24 protein-coding genes are annotated in these 18,141 nt (G+C 66.4%); 12 read left to right on the top strand and 12 right to left on the bottom strand.

Annotated elements, in window-relative coordinates; translation table 11 throughout:
* Position 1: 1 nt before the first annotated feature.
* On the bottom strand, positions 2–487 hold the full coding sequence (locus VXD91_RS25405; RefSeq protein ID WP_043370462.1) for a hypothetical protein: 486 nt from the start codon (positions 485–487) through the stop codon (positions 2–4).
* 81 nt (positions 488–568) lie between these two features.
* On the opposite strand from VXD91_RS25405, the gene VXD91_RS25400 reads away from it, so the two are divergent.
* The gene (locus VXD91_RS25400; protein WP_043370464.1) at positions 569–1,153 is read left to right on the top strand and encodes a hypothetical protein; all 585 of its coding nucleotides are present in this window, start codon (positions 569–571) and stop codon (positions 1,151–1,153) included.
* Positions 1,154–1,464: 311 nt separating this feature from the next.
* Here VXD91_RS25400 and VXD91_RS25395 read toward each other — a convergent pair whose 3' ends face one another.
* Positions 1,465–1,752 (bottom strand): hypothetical protein, encoded by a 288-nt coding sequence (locus VXD91_RS25395; protein WP_293022160.1) that lies wholly within the window; start codon positions 1,750–1,752, stop codon positions 1,465–1,467.
* A 59-nt stretch (positions 1,753–1,811) separates the two neighbouring features.
* Positions 1,812–2,552, bottom strand: coding sequence for a hypothetical protein (locus tag VXD91_RS25390; RefSeq protein ID WP_141244988.1), 741 nt, complete (start codon positions 2,550–2,552; stop codon positions 1,812–1,814).
* A 120-nt stretch (positions 2,553–2,672) separates the two neighbouring features.
* Here VXD91_RS25390 and VXD91_RS25385 point away from each other — a divergent pair, with 120 nt between their 5' ends.
* Positions 2,673–3,044, top strand: coding sequence for a DUF4333 domain-containing protein (locus VXD91_RS25385; RefSeq protein WP_095794978.1), 372 nt, complete (start codon positions 2,673–2,675; stop codon positions 3,042–3,044).
* A gap of 91 nt (positions 3,045–3,135) precedes the next feature.
* Here the strand turns inward: VXD91_RS25385 and VXD91_RS25380 are convergent, their stop codons facing one another.
* From VXD91_RS25380 to VXD91_RS25370, 3 genes are all read right to left on the bottom strand, one after another.
* Positions 3,136–3,273 (bottom strand): hypothetical protein, encoded by a 138-nt coding sequence (locus VXD91_RS25380; RefSeq protein WP_176470755.1) that lies wholly within the window; start codon positions 3,271–3,273, stop codon positions 3,136–3,138.
* Positions 3,274–3,283: 10 nt separating this feature from the next.
* Complete coding sequence (locus VXD91_RS25375; RefSeq protein WP_095794977.1) at positions 3,284–3,526, bottom strand: hypothetical protein; 243 nt, start codon at positions 3,524–3,526, stop codon at positions 3,284–3,286.
* Between the two features lie 130 nt (positions 3,527–3,656).
* The gene (locus VXD91_RS25370; RefSeq protein ID WP_176470754.1) at positions 3,657–4,301 is read right to left on the bottom strand and encodes a hypothetical protein; all 645 of its coding nucleotides are present in this window, start codon (positions 4,299–4,301) and stop codon (positions 3,657–3,659) included.
* Between the two features lie 314 nt (positions 4,302–4,615).
* On the opposite strand from VXD91_RS25370, the gene VXD91_RS25365 reads away from it, so the two are divergent.
* The 9 genes from VXD91_RS25365 (at position 4,616) to VXD91_RS25325 (ending at position 8,682) form a co-directional block, all read left to right on the top strand.
* Positions 4,616–5,146, top strand: a complete 531-nt coding sequence (locus VXD91_RS25365; RefSeq protein ID WP_095794976.1) for an MbcA/ParS/Xre antitoxin family protein — start codon at positions 4,616–4,618, stop codon at positions 5,144–5,146.
* A 2-nt stretch (positions 5,147–5,148) separates the two neighbouring features.
* Positions 5,149–5,706: an RES domain-containing protein gene (locus VXD91_RS25360; RefSeq protein ID WP_095794975.1), complete on the top strand. Its 558-nt coding sequence runs from the start codon at positions 5,149–5,151 to the stop codon at positions 5,704–5,706.
* A 39-nt stretch (positions 5,707–5,745) separates the two neighbouring features.
* A complete protein-coding gene (locus tag VXD91_RS25355) occupies positions 5,746–6,123 on the top strand; it encodes a hypothetical protein (RefSeq protein WP_176470753.1) in 378 nt (125 codons plus the stop codon).
* Between the two features lie 30 nt (positions 6,124–6,153).
* Positions 6,154–6,378 (top strand): hypothetical protein, encoded by a 225-nt coding sequence (locus tag VXD91_RS25350; protein ID WP_141244986.1) that lies wholly within the window; start codon positions 6,154–6,156, stop codon positions 6,376–6,378.
* A 98-nt stretch (positions 6,379–6,476) separates the two neighbouring features.
* Positions 6,477–7,124, top strand: a complete 648-nt coding sequence (locus tag VXD91_RS25345; RefSeq protein WP_141244985.1) for a hypothetical protein — start codon at positions 6,477–6,479, stop codon at positions 7,122–7,124.
* Positions 7,121–7,723, top strand: coding sequence for an RES family NAD+ phosphorylase (locus VXD91_RS25340; RefSeq protein ID WP_095794972.1), 603 nt, complete (start codon positions 7,121–7,123; stop codon positions 7,721–7,723). Before VXD91_RS25345 ends, VXD91_RS25340 begins: the two co-directional genes overlap by 4 nt.
* A gap of 19 nt (positions 7,724–7,742) precedes the next feature.
* Positions 7,743–8,117, top strand: coding sequence for a hypothetical protein (locus tag VXD91_RS25335; protein WP_095794971.1), 375 nt, complete (start codon positions 7,743–7,745; stop codon positions 8,115–8,117).
* The gene (locus VXD91_RS25330; RefSeq protein WP_293022181.1) at positions 8,110–8,493 is read left to right on the top strand and encodes a hypothetical protein; all 384 of its coding nucleotides are present in this window, start codon (positions 8,110–8,112) and stop codon (positions 8,491–8,493) included. Before VXD91_RS25335 ends, VXD91_RS25330 begins: the two co-directional genes overlap by 8 nt.
* Before the next feature lie 30 nt (positions 8,494–8,523).
* Positions 8,524–8,682 carry a hypothetical protein gene (locus VXD91_RS25325; protein ID WP_176470752.1) on the top strand — a complete coding sequence of 53 codons (159 nt, stop codon included), beginning with the start codon at positions 8,524–8,526 and terminating at the stop codon, positions 8,680–8,682.
* 26 nt (positions 8,683–8,708) lie between these two features.
* On the opposite strand, the gene VXD91_RS25320 is transcribed toward VXD91_RS25325, so the two are convergent.
* Both VXD91_RS25320 and VXD91_RS25315 read right to left on the bottom strand, forming a co-directional pair.
* Complete coding sequence (locus VXD91_RS25320) at positions 8,709–9,650, bottom strand: hypothetical protein (protein ID WP_346416690.1); 942 nt, start codon at positions 9,648–9,650, stop codon at positions 8,709–8,711.
* 209 nt (positions 9,651–9,859) lie between these two features.
* Positions 9,860–11,647 (bottom strand): hypothetical protein, encoded by a 1,788-nt coding sequence (locus VXD91_RS25315; RefSeq protein WP_095794969.1) that lies wholly within the window; start codon positions 11,645–11,647, stop codon positions 9,860–9,862.
* 217 nt (positions 11,648–11,864) lie between these two features.
* On the opposite strand from VXD91_RS25315, the gene VXD91_RS25310 reads away from it, so the two are divergent.
* Positions 11,865–13,136, top strand: coding sequence for a helix-turn-helix domain-containing protein (locus tag VXD91_RS25310; RefSeq protein ID WP_293022223.1), 1,272 nt, complete (start codon positions 11,865–11,867; stop codon positions 13,134–13,136).
* Positions 13,137–13,236: 100 nt separating this feature from the next.
* Here VXD91_RS25310 and VXD91_RS25305 read toward each other — a convergent pair whose 3' ends face one another.
* From VXD91_RS25305 to VXD91_RS25290, 4 genes are all read right to left on the bottom strand, one after another.
* Positions 13,237–14,709, bottom strand: coding sequence for a hypothetical protein (locus tag VXD91_RS25305; protein WP_095795331.1), 1,473 nt, complete (start codon positions 14,707–14,709; stop codon positions 13,237–13,239).
* Between the two features lie 80 nt (positions 14,710–14,789).
* A complete protein-coding gene (locus VXD91_RS25300) occupies positions 14,790–15,269 on the bottom strand; it encodes a hypothetical protein (RefSeq protein ID WP_346416689.1) in 480 nt (159 codons plus the stop codon).
* A 32-nt stretch (positions 15,270–15,301) separates the two neighbouring features.
* Entirely contained in the window at positions 15,302–15,613 is a 312-nt protein-coding gene (locus VXD91_RS25295) for a hypothetical protein (protein WP_095795329.1), read from the bottom strand.
* A 62-nt stretch (positions 15,614–15,675) separates the two neighbouring features.
* Complete coding sequence (locus VXD91_RS25290) at positions 15,676–18,135, bottom strand: hypothetical protein (protein WP_141245041.1); 2,460 nt, start codon at positions 18,133–18,135, stop codon at positions 15,676–15,678.
* Positions 18,136–18,141 lie beyond the last annotated feature (6 nt).

Here is an 18,141-nt window from a genome sequence, read left to right as displayed (position 1 = left end):
CTCAGTTTCGGTGACGGCTGGCGGTGACCAGGTCGATCGGTGGGATGTAGCCGGTGATGCTGTTGATGGTGCGATGCAGGCCGTGGTGCAGCGCGTCGATGTCGCAGCGGGCCAGGCCGCCAGCGGTGGCGATGACGTGTTCGGTGGTGAACGCCAGGTCGTTGATCGTGCCCAGGATGCGGCGGTCGGCGGTCTTGGCCACGGCCACCTGCTGGGGATCAAGATCGCCGAGCGTATCGGCGGGCAGACCCTCGACGTGCAACGCGGCCTGGATCGCCGAGACGACCGGCGGGCCGATCGGGCGCAACCCGGCGGCGGTGACGTTCGGCATGAACACCGAGAACAAGGTCCCGGCGTGGGTCACCAGCAGGCATTTGCGTCGGTCGATCCAGACCAGGTGGGCATACCAGTCGGTCGCGCAGGCTTGGCCGATGGCCGGCTCAGGCGCCCTCAGCAGCGCCAACACCTTGGCGGTACATCGCAGCATCACGACCCATGATCGTAGGCAGCGTCCCCGAGGATCGGTACCCAAGAACACCGCGACGTGGCGCCGGTACAGTGTGGCGACGTGTTGGTCGCCGATCTGCATCACTTCCTCGACATGCCGCACGACGCTTCCGGTCCCGCGCGCCGCCTGGCACAACACCTGGGCGACATTGTCCGGGCGGGCACCGCCGGCCAGGTCGGTGATCGGTGGGTATCGGCATTGCCGTGTCGGCGCCGCCCCGCCCACAGGCGCTGCCCCGGGCGGATGACCATCGCTATCGCCTCGGCCGAGACGGCGGCGCCGATCCGATGGTCGTGCAGCGTCTGCGACGACGAGGGGGTGATCAGCAACTGGGCAGACTCCCCATACGACCTGCGCCGCCGCCGCTCCAGCGTTGCCGGCGACCTCAAGGAGGTCATCGTCAGCGACACGACCGCCGCCGTGTTACGCGACCTGATGCTGCTTGACCCCGACTGTGAGCGACTGGTGTACGGCATGCGCGCCCACCCAAACGGCGCTGCCTTACTGACCAATGCCGACGACCTCGAAGAGCTTATCGGGTTCGTAGCCGCCGAAGCCAACCACGAACCCAACCGCCGCCGCCAAGACCGCCTCGACGCCGCGTTCAACGCACTGACCGACGCCGCCCAAACCCTCTCCAGCTGAGCATCTCTCGGCCCTACGCATCAGCCCTGGGCGCGCCAAAGCATCCGCAGCAAGCTACCGAACCCGCTCGCCGTTATCCCCAACACCACCAGCTCAAGCTGCAAGAGCCTGTCACTTGAGTTCCCCAGCCCGTATGCTCACCCACGAAGCTGCGAACCGACCGGTGCTTTTACACCCACTTTCGGACGCGACCTTCAGCGCCTCAACCCTGCGCTCGATGGCTGACCACTCACTGCGCCGCTCGTAGGGGCTGCGAAGCATGTCGCCAACTGCGATACCGCGGCGTCCACCGTGCCAATAGTCGACCACCACTACGACTCGATCCGCTCGATGTCAGGGCCGAGGCCGCGCCCATGCCGATGTCTCAGTCCAGCGAACACGCCCCGAATGGCCAGGTACCCGACACTGATGACGACAGCGGTCCGCATCGGACCGGGACTGCCGGCAGTGAATACTCCTGCCGCAGTGGAGCCTTCCGACAATGCGAGCAGCACAACCACGCACGCCGCGACAATCAGGGCCAGCTGACGGGGCCGTGCCGGCAGCTGGAATGTGGTGAACGCCTGCTCCGCCGCAGGGTGCTCCGGATTTCCGTTCATGCCAGCGATCATCCCCCACCAGCGCGACACCATGGGCGATCGCTCAGGAAGCCAGGGAACTAGTCGCGGACCAGCCGCAGGCCCACCGGCTCCGGAACATCCGAGATGACGGTGTGCCGAGGTTCCGCCGGCCGCTCCACACCGATCACCGACCGCGGCACAGGAAACATGACCCCCTCAAGGGCGCGCATCGCATCCCGGGCCCGCGATAAATGAGCGTAAGCCGTTGTTGCACCAAGGAATTCGGGCCGATGCTCAATTGGGGTGAACCCGAACTGCTGCCAATAGCCAGACAACGAGCGCACCGCGGCGAGCTCGGCAGCCTTGCTGGGCTGCGGCTCCGCCGGGGCTGGGTACATCAGGGCCAGCGTGTCTGTCGGGCTGGCCATCCGCTCCACCAGCTCGGTCACGATCCACGGCCCCAGGCCATTCCGGCGCAGTGGCTCGGCCACCTCAACCATGGTGACGATCAAGACCCGGTTGATGGGCACATCGTCGAACTGCTCCTGGACCGCCAGGGCGACGTCGTCGCCCTCGAACAGGCCCGCGAAATGGGCAGTGTCCTGTGACAGCGAGTCCAGCAAGTCACCTATCGGGTGCTGCCCGACGTTGATGATCAGGAACTCGGCATAGCCACCGACGACATCCGGGGCGTCGCCCTCGTTGCCGTCCTCGTCGAGATAGCCCAGCTCCAGATCAGCGCGCCACGTCATCATCGCGTCGAACTGCGATTCTCCGGTGCTGGAGTACCGGAGTCTTGGTCGGAACAGCATCACGTATGGGGGTGTGGCGGCGGTCATCTCCGCCATTCTTTCGGATCGCTCGCGCCGGCGCGAACACCCACGCCGGTAGCACCGCCGGGGCAGCGCGCCGCGCCCCTCCAACCTCAGCCCACGAAAAACCTTGGGTAGAATTCCGTCGTGACCGCGCACCAGCTCCCGGCCATACGCACTGCCGCACTTCTCGGCGCGGTCATCCTCACCAGCGCCACCTGCGGCTGCTCGACCGGCACAGGCCCGTCAAGCACCACCACCTCCGGGGCCAGCGAACCCGTCATCCCCCGAGCCAAAATCGAACAGAACACGGGCGACCAAATCAAGGCTCAGCATCCCGACAAGCCCGTCGCAATCAGCTGCCCCGCCGACCTGCCCCAGCGCAACGGCGCCTCCGAGAAGTGCCTGCTGACCTCGGGCGCCGACCAATACCCCGTCACCGTCACCGTCAACGGTGTCGGAACGCCAGCCGGCACCAGCGTCGACTGGCAGATCGGCCACCTGATCGAAGGCACCTAAGCTCACCGCCCGATCGAGTGCGCCGACAGACACAGCCGCCGGCGCCGGCGCCGGACACAAACAGACACCACCGCACGCACCGCCGCGGCGGTCAGCTGTTATCGGTGATGGTCACCGTGAAGGTGCCGTTGCGCGGCGGATTGTCGGGATCGATCCCGAACACCTCGCACAGACAGTCATCGCCGCCCCACATTGAGCACAGCTCGGCTCTGCATTCACCGACCACCATCAGGGTCCCCCTACGCCGACCGGCGCAACGCACTTTCCAAGGTCGACTGCCAACCGTCCGACCCGGCCCGCGCGACCGGCGCGTCGACGGTGAAGCCGGTAGCCGCGATCGCCCGGTCGATGGTCACCCAATCACTGTCGCTCGGATATCCCCCACGGCCGTGCACCGCTTGACGCTCCCGCAGCAGATTTTTCAACGCATGAAGGATCATCCCGGCCTGCTCAAGATTGGTCATCCCCGTCGAGTCCGTCATGCCCACTGAGTCTAAGCAGCTTTGAATCTAAGGCAACACGCACGCGTTAACAGCAAGTACCACAAACACTTTCGACCGCCCGCCCTGTTGCGCAGCCCGCGGGGCTGGGCGGCGGGAGCGTGCCGGCGGCCTACCGCGGGTAGCTCTGGTTGGGATATCCGGGCGGCGGGTAGCTCTGGTTGGGATATCCGGGTGGGTACCCGGGGTATCCCTGCGGCGGGTAGCCGGGGTACCCCTGCTGCGGCGGCATGGGGTACGTCGGCCCCTGCCCGCCACCGTTCGGCCTGCCGTGGCGGCGCCACAGCACAACCACCATGATGACGGCGCAGACCACCAACGCCGGAACCAGGACGATGTACTGCCAGGACCAGCCTTTCGGTGCGCTCACCCACATCTGATTCGCTCCTGGGCACCGCACAGTCACCGGACCGCGGTCGAGCGGCAACTCGCCGACAGCCCGGTACTCCTTTCCGCCCGATCGCCAGATGCGTTTGCGCGGGCCGAATCTCCTCTCGGGATGCGAGCCAGTGAACGGCGTCAGCGACTGAGTCTGGCCGTCGGACGTCGTTGCGGTGCAACGAATGTTCGCCTGTCCCTTTTCCAGGTAGACGACATATCGGCCGTCGGCCGGAGTCACGACCTCACCGGACCGGATCAATACGCTCGGATCGTTCACCGAACCGAACATCACCGACGCCAGTAGCGCCAACATTGCCAACCCGAACACCAGCCCCAGCACTCTGCCGACCGGGCTACGTCCCCCGACACTCCCCATCCTCCGATTCTCACATGGAGTCCGGCGGTTGTTCGGCAGTAGTTCAGCCCACCAGCCGCTTCGAGTCAGTCGCTGACCAGCCGCCCGAAAACCGCCGCGGACAACGGCAGCCAGTACGGTAACCACCCACTCCCGGAGGCGAAGACTTCGCTCTTAGCGGCCGCAACAACCGCTGGATGATCGAGCGCCAGCGACTGGACCTCAACCAGTCGCGGTACTTCCCAACTCGCCACCACAGTCCCGACTTGCTGCAGTGAGAAGGACACTTCACACTCTGACCTCAGCCCACGAAAAAACGTGGGTAGAATCGCGTCATGTCCGCAAAAAAGGCAGCGACCAACAAAACCGCGTCGGCCAAGACCTCATCGCGGGCACAATCCTCCCGAAAAATCGACGGCCTCCGTACCAAGACCACGTACGGCAAGCCCGCAACGTCACACAGCATTACCGCCCCCTCAGGACGGACATCGCGAGTCACCGCCCCCGCGGGCAGAACAGCCCGGGTCGCCGCCGACGATCCCCTGTCGACCCAACGCGTCGAATACCTGGTCACCATCTTCACCCGCGCCCAAATCGCCCGCTGGATCGGCGTCAGCGCCTCCCAAACATCTAGGTGGGCGTCCGGCGACGAGCGCCCCGGCCCGACCGCCGCGCCCGCCCTCATCGACCTCGAGCACATCTACTCGCGCGCCCGCCTGGTGTGGGGTGAGGAAGCGGCCCGAATCTGGCTGGAAAGCGCCAACGCGTTCCTCAGCGGCGCCCGACCACTCGATGTCCTCCTGACCGACGGGCCCGCACGCGTCCTTGAGGCACTGGACGCTGAAATGTGGGGCGGAGCAGCCTAAAAGTGCTGGTGTACCGCGTCTTCCCCCATCTCGATACCGCGCAGCCCGGCCAACCCGGGCACCCGCTCTACGAACACCAGCCGCAACGCGGCAGCCGCGCCGACCACCCCGACTACTACATCTGGTACCTCGGCCACCAGGCCGAAGCCGCGTGCGGCGAAACGTTCGGCAACTTCGCCCACTGGACCGACTCGATGTTCGAGTTCCCCCTGGTGCCCGGCTCCCGCCGCGCCCTGGGCATCTACGAACTGCCCGACGATCTGCGTATCTGCGACCTCGACGATCCACACCGACTCGTCGACCTGGGCCTGCGCCCGACCCAGGTGGTGGCCCGCAACCTCGCGGTCACGTCCGGGTGGGCGCACCGCATCTGGTCCGAGACATCCCCGGCGATCGAAGGCCGGAAGTGGCAGGCCGTGCAATGGTGGTCATTCCACCGACCGAACTGGACAGTCCTGGCCAGCTGGGAACGACCGACATTCGTCGATCTGCAGCCGCTGAGCCTGACGCACCCGGCGATCGTGGCAGCCGCCACGAGCCTGAACCGAACCCTGTCGTAACCAGCAAGGCCACCGGACACGGAACCAGAAAGACCGAACATGCTTACACCAGAACACTTCCCGCCCACCATCTTCATGGGCGCCCACACCGAACAAGGCGGACGAATCGCCAGCATCCTCAAGGTCACACCACAGTTCCACCGCCAACCGAACCACGACTGGGGCGTCCTGTATCGCCTCGAATGCGAACAGTCCCCCGTGATCGACTGGTGCGACGCCGGATTCGCGAAATGCAAAGCAGGCGAACAGGCACCGGTGATCGTCGCCCTAGAAGCCGCGGCCGCGGCCGCGGATGCCCGGTACATCGACTACCTGCGGCGCCTGGCCCCTGAGGAAGCGGCCAAGATCGTCGAAGCCGAAATCGACAACAAAGAATCCGTCGGCGCCAGCGGTCCGTTCATGCTCCTCACGTACTAGCCCGCCCCCAACACACCGAAAGAGGAACCCGTGAGCGAAACCACCACGGCCGCAGAAGCTCTCGCCCAACTCGCCTGGGGTGCTGCATGGGGCCTCGTCAAAGGCGGCGATTTGGATTCGCGCGCCGAAGTCGGCGACGCGGCCCTGCTCATCCGACTCGACATCCTCGACGCCGCCGCATCCGCCGGCATCCACATCGATCTCGACGAGAACGGCATCGGCGAGATCTACTCCCGCGAAGACCTCAACGGCTAACGCCGCGATACCTGGCAGTCTCCAAGTCGTCATCGCCACCGCCACCCAGCGACCTCGGATACCACCCACTGGCGTGACTATGGCGCTACCATGACGACATGACTACGACAGAAGTGGGCCTAGCTCCGCTACTGACCCAGGTCAACGCCGCAACCCAGCTCCTCGCGGCCTCCCCGGAGGTGCCACCCGAGGTCGCAGAACTCATCGACAGCCTCGATAACCAACTAGGCACACCACAGCCGATCGACGCCGACGCCTACCTGACCAACACCCTCTGGCTGGCAGCCTTCCGCGCCGAAAAAGCCCTGCGCCACGACAACCCCGACGACGCACGCCGAGACGTCCGCATCGCGCTCGAGCAAGTCCGCCAAGCCCTGCGCGACATCGTCGAGCGCCGCCCCTACAGCGACGACGTCCCCATCAACGAAGTACTCGACGCCACGATGGCCATCCTCGATGCACCGCAGACCGCCGCCGCCGAGTTGTTCGGCGTATCGGTCCGCCAGCTGCAGCGCTGGCTCGCCCCCGGCGGCACACAACCCGCCGGCCTGGACGCTGCACGCGTCCGGATCGTCGCGCAGATCACCAACCAGCTGCGCCACACCTTCACCGGCCCCGGCGTCCTGGCGTGGTTCACCCGCGAACACCCCATGCTCGGCCGCGCCCCCATCGACATGCTCGCCGACCCGACCACTTACCCCGATGTCCTCGCCGCGGCCACCGCAGCGCGCGCCATGACGACGTGAAGCTGCAGGTCTTCCGGCACGCCGCCTACGACACCCCGTGGTGGGCGTTCCCCAGCTCCCGGCCTGGACGCTTCCACCGCGGCCGCCAGGACACCGTCCAGTACCTGTGCCTGCACCCGCTGGGCCCGGCCGCCGAGATGCTGCGCCACCAGATCGGCCCCGCCGGCGACCCGGACCACCTGCTGCTCAACCTGTGGACCGCGATCGTCGACGTCCCGGGCGTCGTGTCGATCGACTTCTCCAACTGCGCCGACCACGGCATCACCCCCGACGAGCTCGTCGGCGAGGACTACGCGCCCACTCAACAACTGGCCACCAGTGTCCAACAGTCCGGCGCCCCGGCGATGATCGTGCCCTCGGCCGCGCTCCCCGGAACCCACAACCTGATCGTGTTCGGCGCCCGTGTGGCCCACCCATACCTGCAGCCAGTCCGCATGGCCGAAGAGGCGCCGACCGGGCACCTGACCGACGGCGCCAGACCCGCCGCCGAAGTCGTTCCGCATGTACGGTGGCGCGGCGAACCACACAGTGCCGCAGAACAATTCAAATCGAACGGCAGCTATCAGCGGTTCACCGATCCCCTTCCAACGCGATGGTGAACCGAACAGCGAGCAGATCATGACCGCAAACCGCGACTCCCCCGACCCCGCCGGCGCGATCGACACGTCGGCCCAGCCGGCATGGCACCGCACCGGGCACAAGCACTTCCCTTACGCAGCCCATCAGTCCGGGCAGTGGTGGGTTCTCCGCCGCAACTTCGAGTTCCCCGAGCAGGACATGTTCACCCTGTTCGTCGACGGCCTGGCCGCCGCCGACGTCACCGCCGGCCCCAACGATCCCCTGCCGCTGGTCGCGAGCATCGGCGCCCTCGACGCCGCCAGGCCCGGACAGGCTATTCCGATGCTCGACGAGGACACCGCCGCCACCGTCGTGAGCGCGGTGGCCGGCTACGCCGACTATGGAAGAGAACACGGGACCCAGTCCGATGATTGACAGTCTTGAGGTCGTGATCGCCGCGAGCGACGTGACGTACTTGGCAGCAGTGCTGCGCGGCGAGTTCGATGCCGACGATGTCGACCTGACCGACATCCACGGCATCGAGATCGGGCTACAGCCAGCACTCTTCAAACCCACATTCGACGACGGTGAAGTGCTCATCGAGGCACGGACACCGCACCACCACCTGATGGGCGGATGCTACGGCGCACTGGCTCGCCAGATCGCCGACTCCCTCGACGGCACCAGCGGCGTGCAAGTGCCAATAATGCTGTCCTACTACACATCCGGCGAACCCGGTGCAGAAATGATCGAGGTGGCCGTGTTCTTCGTCGCCGAACGCCGGCCGCCCCGCCGACAACAAGAGCCCTGAAACATCCGCCTGAAAGGACACCGCCCCGCCATGACCGACAACACCAACGGCGCCCCGGACATCACCGACCCCAACGACCTTGCCTTCCTGGCGATGATGCGCACCGCCACGTTCGGCGGAAACGTCACCCTGCCCTCCGGGCTGACACTGACACCCGAGCAGCTCCGCGAACTTACCGCGGACAGCTGAACGCCGGCAGTACTAGATTCTAGAATCTAGTCATCGCGTGGGGGCACAGAAATTCCGTCAATTGCCCGCTGCCGCAACCCTTTCCACGTCCCATGCCGCAAACCCCGCCCCGTGTACTCACGATAGGCAACCTCACCCACATACACCGGCTCCACCCACCGCCAACCACCATCGACCGGCGCGCCGGCGGCCACCGATGAGGACCGCGGCACCTCGACCAACAGCCGATACAGACGTCGCCGCTCCGCGCCGCTGAAACCGGTCCCGACCTCACTCACGACCACCAACTGCCCGTCCGCGTCGTGGCCGGCCAGCAACAGCGAGCCGACCTGGCGACCACCGGACCACCCCACGATCACCAGCTCGCACGTCCGCCGGATCGGTCGCTTGATCCACGCCCGCGATCGCCCCGGCACATACAACGAATCCAGGCTCTTGGCGACCACACCCTCCAGGCCGTGCTCCTCAGCCGTCGCGAGCACCTCACGAGGATCAACATCCGTCCATGCCGGCGGAACAACGAACACCGACGATCCCGTCGCCGCGGCGCCGAGCTCGTCGAGCGCTTCCCGGCGCCGCGCATACGCCAGCCCGGTCAAGTCCCGACCGTCAAGGCCGACCACATCGACGGCGTAGAAGCGCACGGGCACCTGGCGGAGCAACGCCGCAGCGGGCCGGCGCCGCATCGGCCACCGCTGCTGTAGTCGGCTGAACGACGGCCGCCCCGACCCGTCGAGCGCGACCAGTTCGCCATCGAGGACCGCCTGCCGGCCACCGAGCGCGTCGCGTATCCCGGCCAGCTCCGGGAACGTCGCCGACGCATTCGCGCCGCCGCGGGTGTACACGTCCACACCGGCCTGATCGGCAGAAACGCTGAGCCGGAAGCCATCCCATTTGATTTCAGTCGAGTACCCGGGCCCGGCCGGCAGCTCCCCGAGCGTCGCCAGCATCGGTTTCGGCGGAACCACGCGACCACCGGTCACCGGTGGACGCCGGCTGTCGACTGGACCGTCAGCGTTGGTGCGGCTGTGGTCATCCCAAACACCCTTCCACGCAGCCGGGGAAGCACAAAAGAATCGACAGCCGCGGCCCCTGGTGCCGGCAGCCGCGCGCCCCGCAGAGTTGGCTCTTACGAGCCCCGATCGGCTGGCCCAGGTCGCGGCATCCCGCTCGACAGTTACTCGCCGAAAACCTCCGCCAGGTCCTGCGCGGACAAGCGCCACGGTGCCTGCCCGCTCAGCAGCCGCGACAGCCCCGGAACAGGTCCCCGAGTGGACGGCCACAGCGGCGCCGGCGGCTGGGCGGCCATGTCGATCTGTCGCAGCACCTGAGGCCCCATTCCGTTCACCTGTAGCGCCTCCTGGGGCACGTTCCCGGGCTGGGCGACCGACTGGGTTGGCTCAACGTCGACATCGGCCCGCTGGCGCAGCAGGTACACCGTCTCGGCCAGCGCCGAGCTGCCCCCGAACCTCGGGACACGGGGGAACGGCCAGACAACGCCGCCGCTGTCACGGAAGAACGACCACGACTCGTAGATTTCCGCCTCCACCAGCCGACCCTGCGCACTCCCCGCGCGCTGCCCAACGGTGTAGTGAATAGCGCCGTCCTCAGTCCGGACAGCCCACACGGCCCGGTTGAAAGGATCGACGAGCGGCACCAGCGCATCCCGCCCTGGCCGCACCCACCCGTTCTCCGCCGTGCCCATCCGCCCTTGCGCGCGGACGAGCTCGTGCCCCACCGACCAGTGTTCGGCAGGCTCAAGCCGGGCAATCCACTGCGCCGCCATATCGCCCCACGAATCCTTTGGAAGCCAACTGATCTCGGCGACGACCGCCCGCGATTCCGGTAGCCGCCACACCACGTCAGCAGCCGTAGACGTTGCCGGCGACGGCTGCTGCAGCAGCCAGGCCACCTCGGCCGCTGCGAGCGGCCCAGGCACCGGACCCTCGGGCAGGTCCGGCACCGCACCCAGCACCAGCCCGGGCCGAAACGACGAGTCCGGCGTAGTCCCAGGCGGGCACAGCAGGCCCTCGATACGCCGATTAGCCCGCGCCACAACAGCATCCAAGACAGGCGCATTCGCCGCACCCCGCTCATAGCCGGCCGCGGCCACCGCAGCCAGAACCTCCGGCCGATACCGATCGTCCCGCGGCGGCACTGCCACCGGCGTATGCCCCGGCCTCCAGCGCACCATCACCTCCGCCGACCTCAACACCGGAGGCCACCAGGGCAGGTCGGTCCGAAACACCGCGGCCAGATCGAACCACCCGATCTCATACACCGAAACCCCGTGGCACTCACCGCCGGCGCCTGCCCGATACCGGACCGAACTCGACGGCGGATACATCCGCGGCGCGGACTCCACGACAATCACCGCGGCCTGCTCACCTCCACCCGGAGCGGGGCGGGTCTCGTCGGTGATCATCACCACCGCAGCGGCCCCGCCGTCCGACGCGAATGCCTGCTGCGCGTACCGGGTGGCGACCTCAACAGCGCCGGCCCGGTTCATCCGATGCCCGGTGGCCGCCGGGTACAGGACGGCCAATTGGATGTCGCGGCCGTCGCATGGCTGCCAGTACTGAACCACCGTCGACCACGCGGCAGCGTCAGGGAGCGCCGGCGACGGACCTGACCGCCACTGCTCGGCGGCGACCAACACCGCCGGCTGCACGAGTCGACCGGTGACATCGGGGAACGCGGTGGGTATCTCAGAGTGCCTGCGCCGTTGGCGATTCCGCACGTAGTCGTAGATCTGACGCGCAGACCACCTATGCCGCGTCCCAGGAATGGCTGATGGGGGAAACCCGGTGGTGTCCCGACGCAGTGCCTGACGCACCGCCGCCTCGGTCCTCTTCAACATCGTCGCGACGTCGGCAGTGGACAGGTCGGCGGCATCCCACATCGACACTGACGACCAGTATTCCTCGCTGCCGGTGACCGGCGCGGCTACAAAAAGTGGCCCCATGTAGGCAATGTAACGCGAAACCACTGACACGATACAAGTAGCAAATCACTTATCACGCGAAAGCGTGACAATGAGCGTCTCGCCGGCACCCGGACACTCCACGCGTCACAACCCGCCGCACACCAAGAATTCGAGCCAAGAAGTCAAACGCATGTATACGCGCTAGCTACGGTCTGCTACGCAATACAACGCGATAAACACCGTTTAACCCTTGACGGTGTCGGTCAACACCACAACCATGAGCACCATGGACCGACTCATCGACACCGAAGACCTAGCCAAAGCCCTCGGCCTCTCACCCCGCACCGTCGACGCCTGGCGCACCGCCGGCGAAGGCCCCGACTACATCAAAATCGGCGCCCAAGTGCGCTACCGCGAAACCGACGTCGAGCAGTGGCTGAGCACCGTCCGCGTCATCCAAGGCAACACCGCCGGCCGCCTCAAACCCGGCCCAAGCTGGGCCGACTTCGTCGCCAAAACCATCCAGCACTCCGAAGCCAGCATCCTCCGCCCCAACCTGTGGCGCGTGTGGAACGAATACCTGGCCCTGCATCCTGAGGCCCGCAGCGACAGCAATAGCCCGCAGCTTGAATCCGACCTCCGACCAGCCCTCAGAGACCTATCCGTCCCAGTCTCCAGCACCCAATCAGGCGTCTTCGACGGAATACGGCTGACCACCTACGGCCAAACCCTGCTCACCACCAGCAAGAACCGCGAATGGGATCTACCCAGCTACGTCTCAAGCGGCGACATCGGCACCGGCCTCACCGGCGAGCAATTCGCGATCGGTCGCCGGGACGCCGACAACCCCACCGACGTCGTCATCGACTTCGCTCAGCATCCCGTCCTCGCCATATTTGGCCGCGGAAGCGGCAACACCACCACGGTGCATCACCTCATCCGAGAAATCACCGACCGGCGCCGCGACGGCGACCTCAATGCCCTCCTGGCCATCCACGACCCCCGCAGCAACCTCGACCCCAGCACGACCCACCTACTCGACCCCGCCGAGGACAAATACGAGCACGATCTCCGATCCTTCATCCGGTGGCTCCGATCAGTCGAGATAATCACCGACGACCGCACACCCCCCACTTCCGACAGCGCCAGCAATACACCGACGATCTACCTCATCGTCGACAACCTCCACTGGGCAGACGACCCCACATTCATCGGACCACTGCTCAACAAGATCGCCCGCCGCGAACCAGGAATCCGGATCATCTTCACCTACGACCGCACAGTCATCCATGGCCCCGACCGCGCCTTCGACGACAACCGATCCCTGCAACTGCGCCGCGGGCTGAACCTGGAGCGCATGGCTGATCTGGTTAACGTCCTCGGCCTCGGCGACAAGGACTACCGCACAGAACCAGACAAGCTGATCGGCAGCTATAACCCCGACCTCGCCCTGCCACCGGGCGCCGGCTACCTCCACTCACCTGGCGACCCCGTCAACAGCGGATACCTACAACTCGCCCACAGATAACACCAAAAACGGCGATACAGCTATCTATGCCGCACGTTGCCGCGTAAACATGCGGCACAGCGGTCGCGCCGCTGAACGGGAGTCAGCCCCGCCTGCCGCGTTACTGCTCGACGACGATATGCAGCGAACGGCCTTCGCGTTCGCGGACATGCTCGACAATGAAGTCCGGCGGCTCGAAGCCATCGAATTCATCCAGATTCGCGCCCGCGTCGACGAACAACACGGCAAGCGATCTGGCCAGCGCCTGATGAACATCCTCGCCCGGCCAGCTCGGCACCGGGACCGGCCAGATCGCTCCGCTGGTATCCCGGAAAAATCCGCCGCTCTCGGTCATGTAAACCCGCGCCGCGATACCCGTCGCAGGAACCCCGGAACCTATCGTGTGCACGATCGATTTACCTTGGCAGGCGACCCAGCAATCCGGAAGGCTCGGATGCACCAGGTACTCGATCGGCCCAGCGGCCGCGTCGAACTCCCGTTCCAGTAGCCGGAACCCGAGCTCGTCAGGGACCGGCGCCACCTCCAGCCGCGCCACCCACGGCTCGACCAATGGGCCCGAAAGGTCCACGCGCCGCACCGCATTGACAACACCACGCAAGGGAATGCTCTCGAAGTCGACCGCAGCTGCCAGCTGCGCATCCGGCGCCCGCTGATGCAGCAGCAGTGTCACCTCCCCGGGACTTATCCACCCAGGATCAGGGACATACGCCGGCACTGCGGCCACATTGAGGTCCAACAGGCCCGCATAGCGGTAACCCCCCGAGGCCGGGTCGCATGCGCTGACCTCCCAGATCGCCTGCTGCATGCGGCAGCGCAGGCGGCCAATAATGTCATCGACGATCGGTGCGGCACCAGCGGCCGCGATAGCCGCACCCAGAGCCGCAGGATCGCGCCGCTTGGTACCCAATGCGACCTCAGTCGGGCGGTCCCCCGGCCGCCACGCCAACATGGCCTCACGATCCCGCAGCCCATAAGGCCAGTACGGCAAGGACGTCCGCAGCAGGTGGTTCAAATCGCCCCACCCGAACCGCTCCGTGCAAATACTCACCTGGTCCATCGCCTGCGACACACGCGCCTCGGCCACCCAGACACCGGGTTGCGGCGTCTCATAGCCGGGCCGGATCGGCACATCACCGCCACACAGGGTCGCGACAGCACTGGCCCCGGTTATCCCCAGCAGCGCCTCCGCAGCCGGCTTGCCCAGAGTTTTCACCGAATCGCGCACGGGATACCCGATCGCGATCACGCCGCGGCCATCACGGGGGTCCCAGGTGTGCACCACGAATTCCGCGTCCAATTCGGCGATCAGAACGTGGCTGGTGTGCAGTAGCCGCGCTGGCCCGCGCTCATCGGAAAGCGGAAACAAACGCGGTACCTCACCACCACCACCACGTTCATGCACGAAGTGGAGAATTTCTGACAGGCTGTACCGCCGACCATGATCCGGCTTCGCGGCAAAGAAATCCGCCGCCAGGGAACCCTCGGCACCTCCCAGATACCGCGCTACCCGGTCGACCGTCAGATACGCGTCGTACCAGCGCGACAGATCGCGCCACTGCTGTTCCCCGCCCATACATCAAACGGTATCCCCACCAGCTGACATTCCATGTCCATGATCCGTGGGCTTCACGATCGAATCTGACCCCCCGCGGCTTACCGTTCGAGCGCGACAGCGCGACGGAAAGACTGCGTGAGCTCCGTGTGCAGAGACTTGAGGTCGTCCCGGTCGACGACCATCGCATCGCAATGGCTGAGCGCGTTCCCCGAGTCCGCGTACTCGACATCAGCGTTGATCATCGCCTGCCGATGTGCTTCCGCCAGGCGGCGAGCTACCTCGGCGAGCGTGCTATCGAGCAGCTCGATCCGCTCGACGATGACCAGCATCTGGTCCACTGAGTGCCGCGGATGTGGACCGCCCGTCGCTGCGGTGTTGAACGGATCGACCGGCGGTCCGATCCCGGGCGGGATCATGCCGTCAAGCGCTGCTTCGAGCACGGCCTGCCGATGCAACGACAGTTGAGCCAATTCACTTGTCGCCTTGAGCAATTCACTGCGCCGCCAGTTAAGCAACTCGCGGCGCGAGGCAGTCCGCTGCGCGTACCAGCCCGACCACAGGGCTGTGCCGATCGCCACGACCAACGCCGCAGCCGACAGCCACGTTGTGGTCATCGCTCGGCGTCGACCTGATCGGTGTAGCCGACGATCATGCCGCCTGGGTGCAGACCGAAGCGTGACCCATCCGCGTGTCGCGGCCCGATCTTGACCACCTGAATCTGGTAGGTCACGCCGTCGGGGTAGTCAACTTCCACGGCGCCATCGAAATTGTGGATCACGTACTCGACGACCGCCTGGACCGCGTTGTCGCTGACGTCGTCCGTGGGCTCGACGAGGCCGTCGCCCGCTTCGTTGATCCGGCCGGCGACAACGCGTTTCGTCTCGCCAAGGAACTGGACGGCGAACTGGCGGCCAGCAGCCATGGTGTCTCTCCTCGGGAAAACAGCCGCAACCGGCCCGCCAATAGTGTTCTGACGCAACGGAACTACGCGACCGCCGCCGCAGGCTCCAACGGCGCACCCGCCAACCGCGTGGAGTACAGCAGGTCCGCGCATCCCTCAGCGGTCGAGTGATTCCGCAGGCACAGCACCACCTCCGCGGCCCGGGCCGACGCCAACGCCCGAGCGGGCTCCGCGCCACCCTGGCCGGCGGACTTGACCGCCATCTCGTACTCGATCAGCGACGTGAACCGTGCGCGCTCGACGTCGCGCCACAGCTTCTCGTCGATCGGCTGGCCCAGCTCGAACAAGTCCATGATCTCTTCGGCGGCGCCGCTGGAAAGGTGCCCCGCGCTGGCGGCCATGTGCATATGCCGCTGCGCGACCCGCATCCGATCACTGGTATCAAATGCGTTGGCCTGCCGCCATTCCCATGGCATCGCCACAGCGCAGCGGTGCGCCATCGCCATATCCGCAGCGGTGATCGGGGCCACCGACTTCGGATCCACAGACACCGGCCGCGCACCCACCTCGCTGGCCCAGTCCATCACCTGATGGATCGGCAGCGAGGACGCGATCGCTAGGACTCGGCCACCCGGGGCCGCCATCTCGCGGGCCTGGGCCTGGCGCACAACCACCTCAAGCGGGTTGGCGCCGCCGGACGCCGCGGAGGCCTGCCACAACTCGTGCCCGACGATGGGGTCGTTGATCGACATCTGCACATCCCGCGGAACTCGCACGCCCATCGGGATGTACGACGCGCCCTCGCTGGTGGCCATCCACGCCGACACCGTGCCGCCCCGCTCGTACACCAGCGCCACCGCGTAGTGGATCGCGATGTACCCGGTGCCGATCGTCTGCGCGACCATCGCCGACACCACGTCCTGCCCCGCCGTCACCGCCTGACTGAACAGCGCGTCGCCGCTGGCACCGTCAGCACCGATGCCACGCACCCCGCGAGGCTGATCAATCGGGACCGGCGCGAACTGCGAACCCGCAGCCTGCGGCGCCGCACCACCAATACTCGAGGTCGGCGTCTGCGCGGCCGCCGGCGTCGACCCGGGACCACCATTCACCGACGGCGTACCGCTCGATGGAGTACTCGTCACCGGGGTCACTGTCGACGAACCACCGCCACCGACCGGACCGCCACCGCCGCCCATCATCATCGGCCCACCACCACCCGGGGTGGCCGCTGCCGGCATCGTCGTGCCAGCCGGAGACGACGCCGGTGCAACCTGACCAGCCGCATGCGAAATCGCGTTCTGGGCAACGTTGGAGCCCACATTCGCCGCACCCGACGCGACGTTCGACGCCGTGTTCACCGCCCCGGACGCCAGCCGCGCGGACGACTCAGCGATACCGGACCCAAGACCGGCCAGCCCGGACCCGCGACCGGCCGCACCCGCACCGGACGCGGCCGCGGCGTTCGCACCACCCGGAACCGCCCCAGCAGCATTCGGCGTCGGCTTCGCATTGCCCAGCTGGCTCGACTGCGCCGCATTCGCCGGATTCGCACCACTGCCGGCACCTGACGACGCCGGCGACGATGACGAGGCCGGCGACGAGCTGCCCGACGACGCCGGTCGCATCATGTGCGAAATCCCCGACGCCGGATTACTACCCGAACTGCTACCGCCACCGGAGCTGGCCGGCGAAGACGGAGCCGACGACATCGGCGAAGGATTCGACGGTTTCTGCTGCGTCGCAGCCTCTTTCGCTGGATCGGTGTCCGTACGCATCGCCGTCTGCTGAACGCTTTTCTGCGTGTTCTGCGCGCCGTCCTTCGCGTTATTACTTGCATTGTTTTGCTGCGAGTCGGGCAGCTTGTCCGTCATGTTGTCGGTCTTGTAGCCAGTCGGCTGCACGTTATTGCCGCCCCGCTCCATCCCATTCGCGGGAGGAGTGAACTGCGGCGCTGCCGGCGCTGCAGGTGCCCCCATTGGTGGGGCTCCGGCGCCATCAGGCATCTTGCTATTGATGTAAGGCTCAGACCACTGAGCAATGTCATTCGACAGCGCAGTAACCGTTGTGGCGCCCTGCAGGTCTCGCGCGTGCGCCTGGGCTTTCGCGGCCGCAACGGCGGCTTGCTCGCAGGCCTTCACGAACGCGTCGATGGCCGGCGCGGCCGTGGGCATCGCAGCCTTCTGCGCCTCACCAAGTTCTCTCAGCTGCTTGATGTTGTCCTCGGTCGTATTGACGATGTCTGCCAATTCGGTTTTGGTGGACTGCAATTCGCTCGCGGCCAGATGCGCCTTTTTCGAGATGTGCCGATAGGCCTCGATCCGGTTCTGCAGCGTCGTCTCACGCCCGCGCGCCAGCTGCTGCAGCGTGTCGATCAGGTACCCGTCCATCCCTACCATCGACGTCTTGATGTCCATCTGGACATCAAGCTGAGTGAACAACGCGTTGGCAGCCTGCGACCACGCCATCGAATAGCCCGACCAGGCCATCACACTCTGCGATGGCCACGCTCCCGCCAGAATCTCCGCCGAGTGCTCAGTCATCGGCAT

Source organism: Mycobacterium sp. SM3041, from assembly GCF_039668335.1.
Taxonomy (GTDB): Bacteria; Actinomycetota; Actinomycetes; order Mycobacteriales; family Mycobacteriaceae; genus Mycobacterium.
This window is presented reverse-complemented; position numbering and strand designations above follow the sequence as displayed.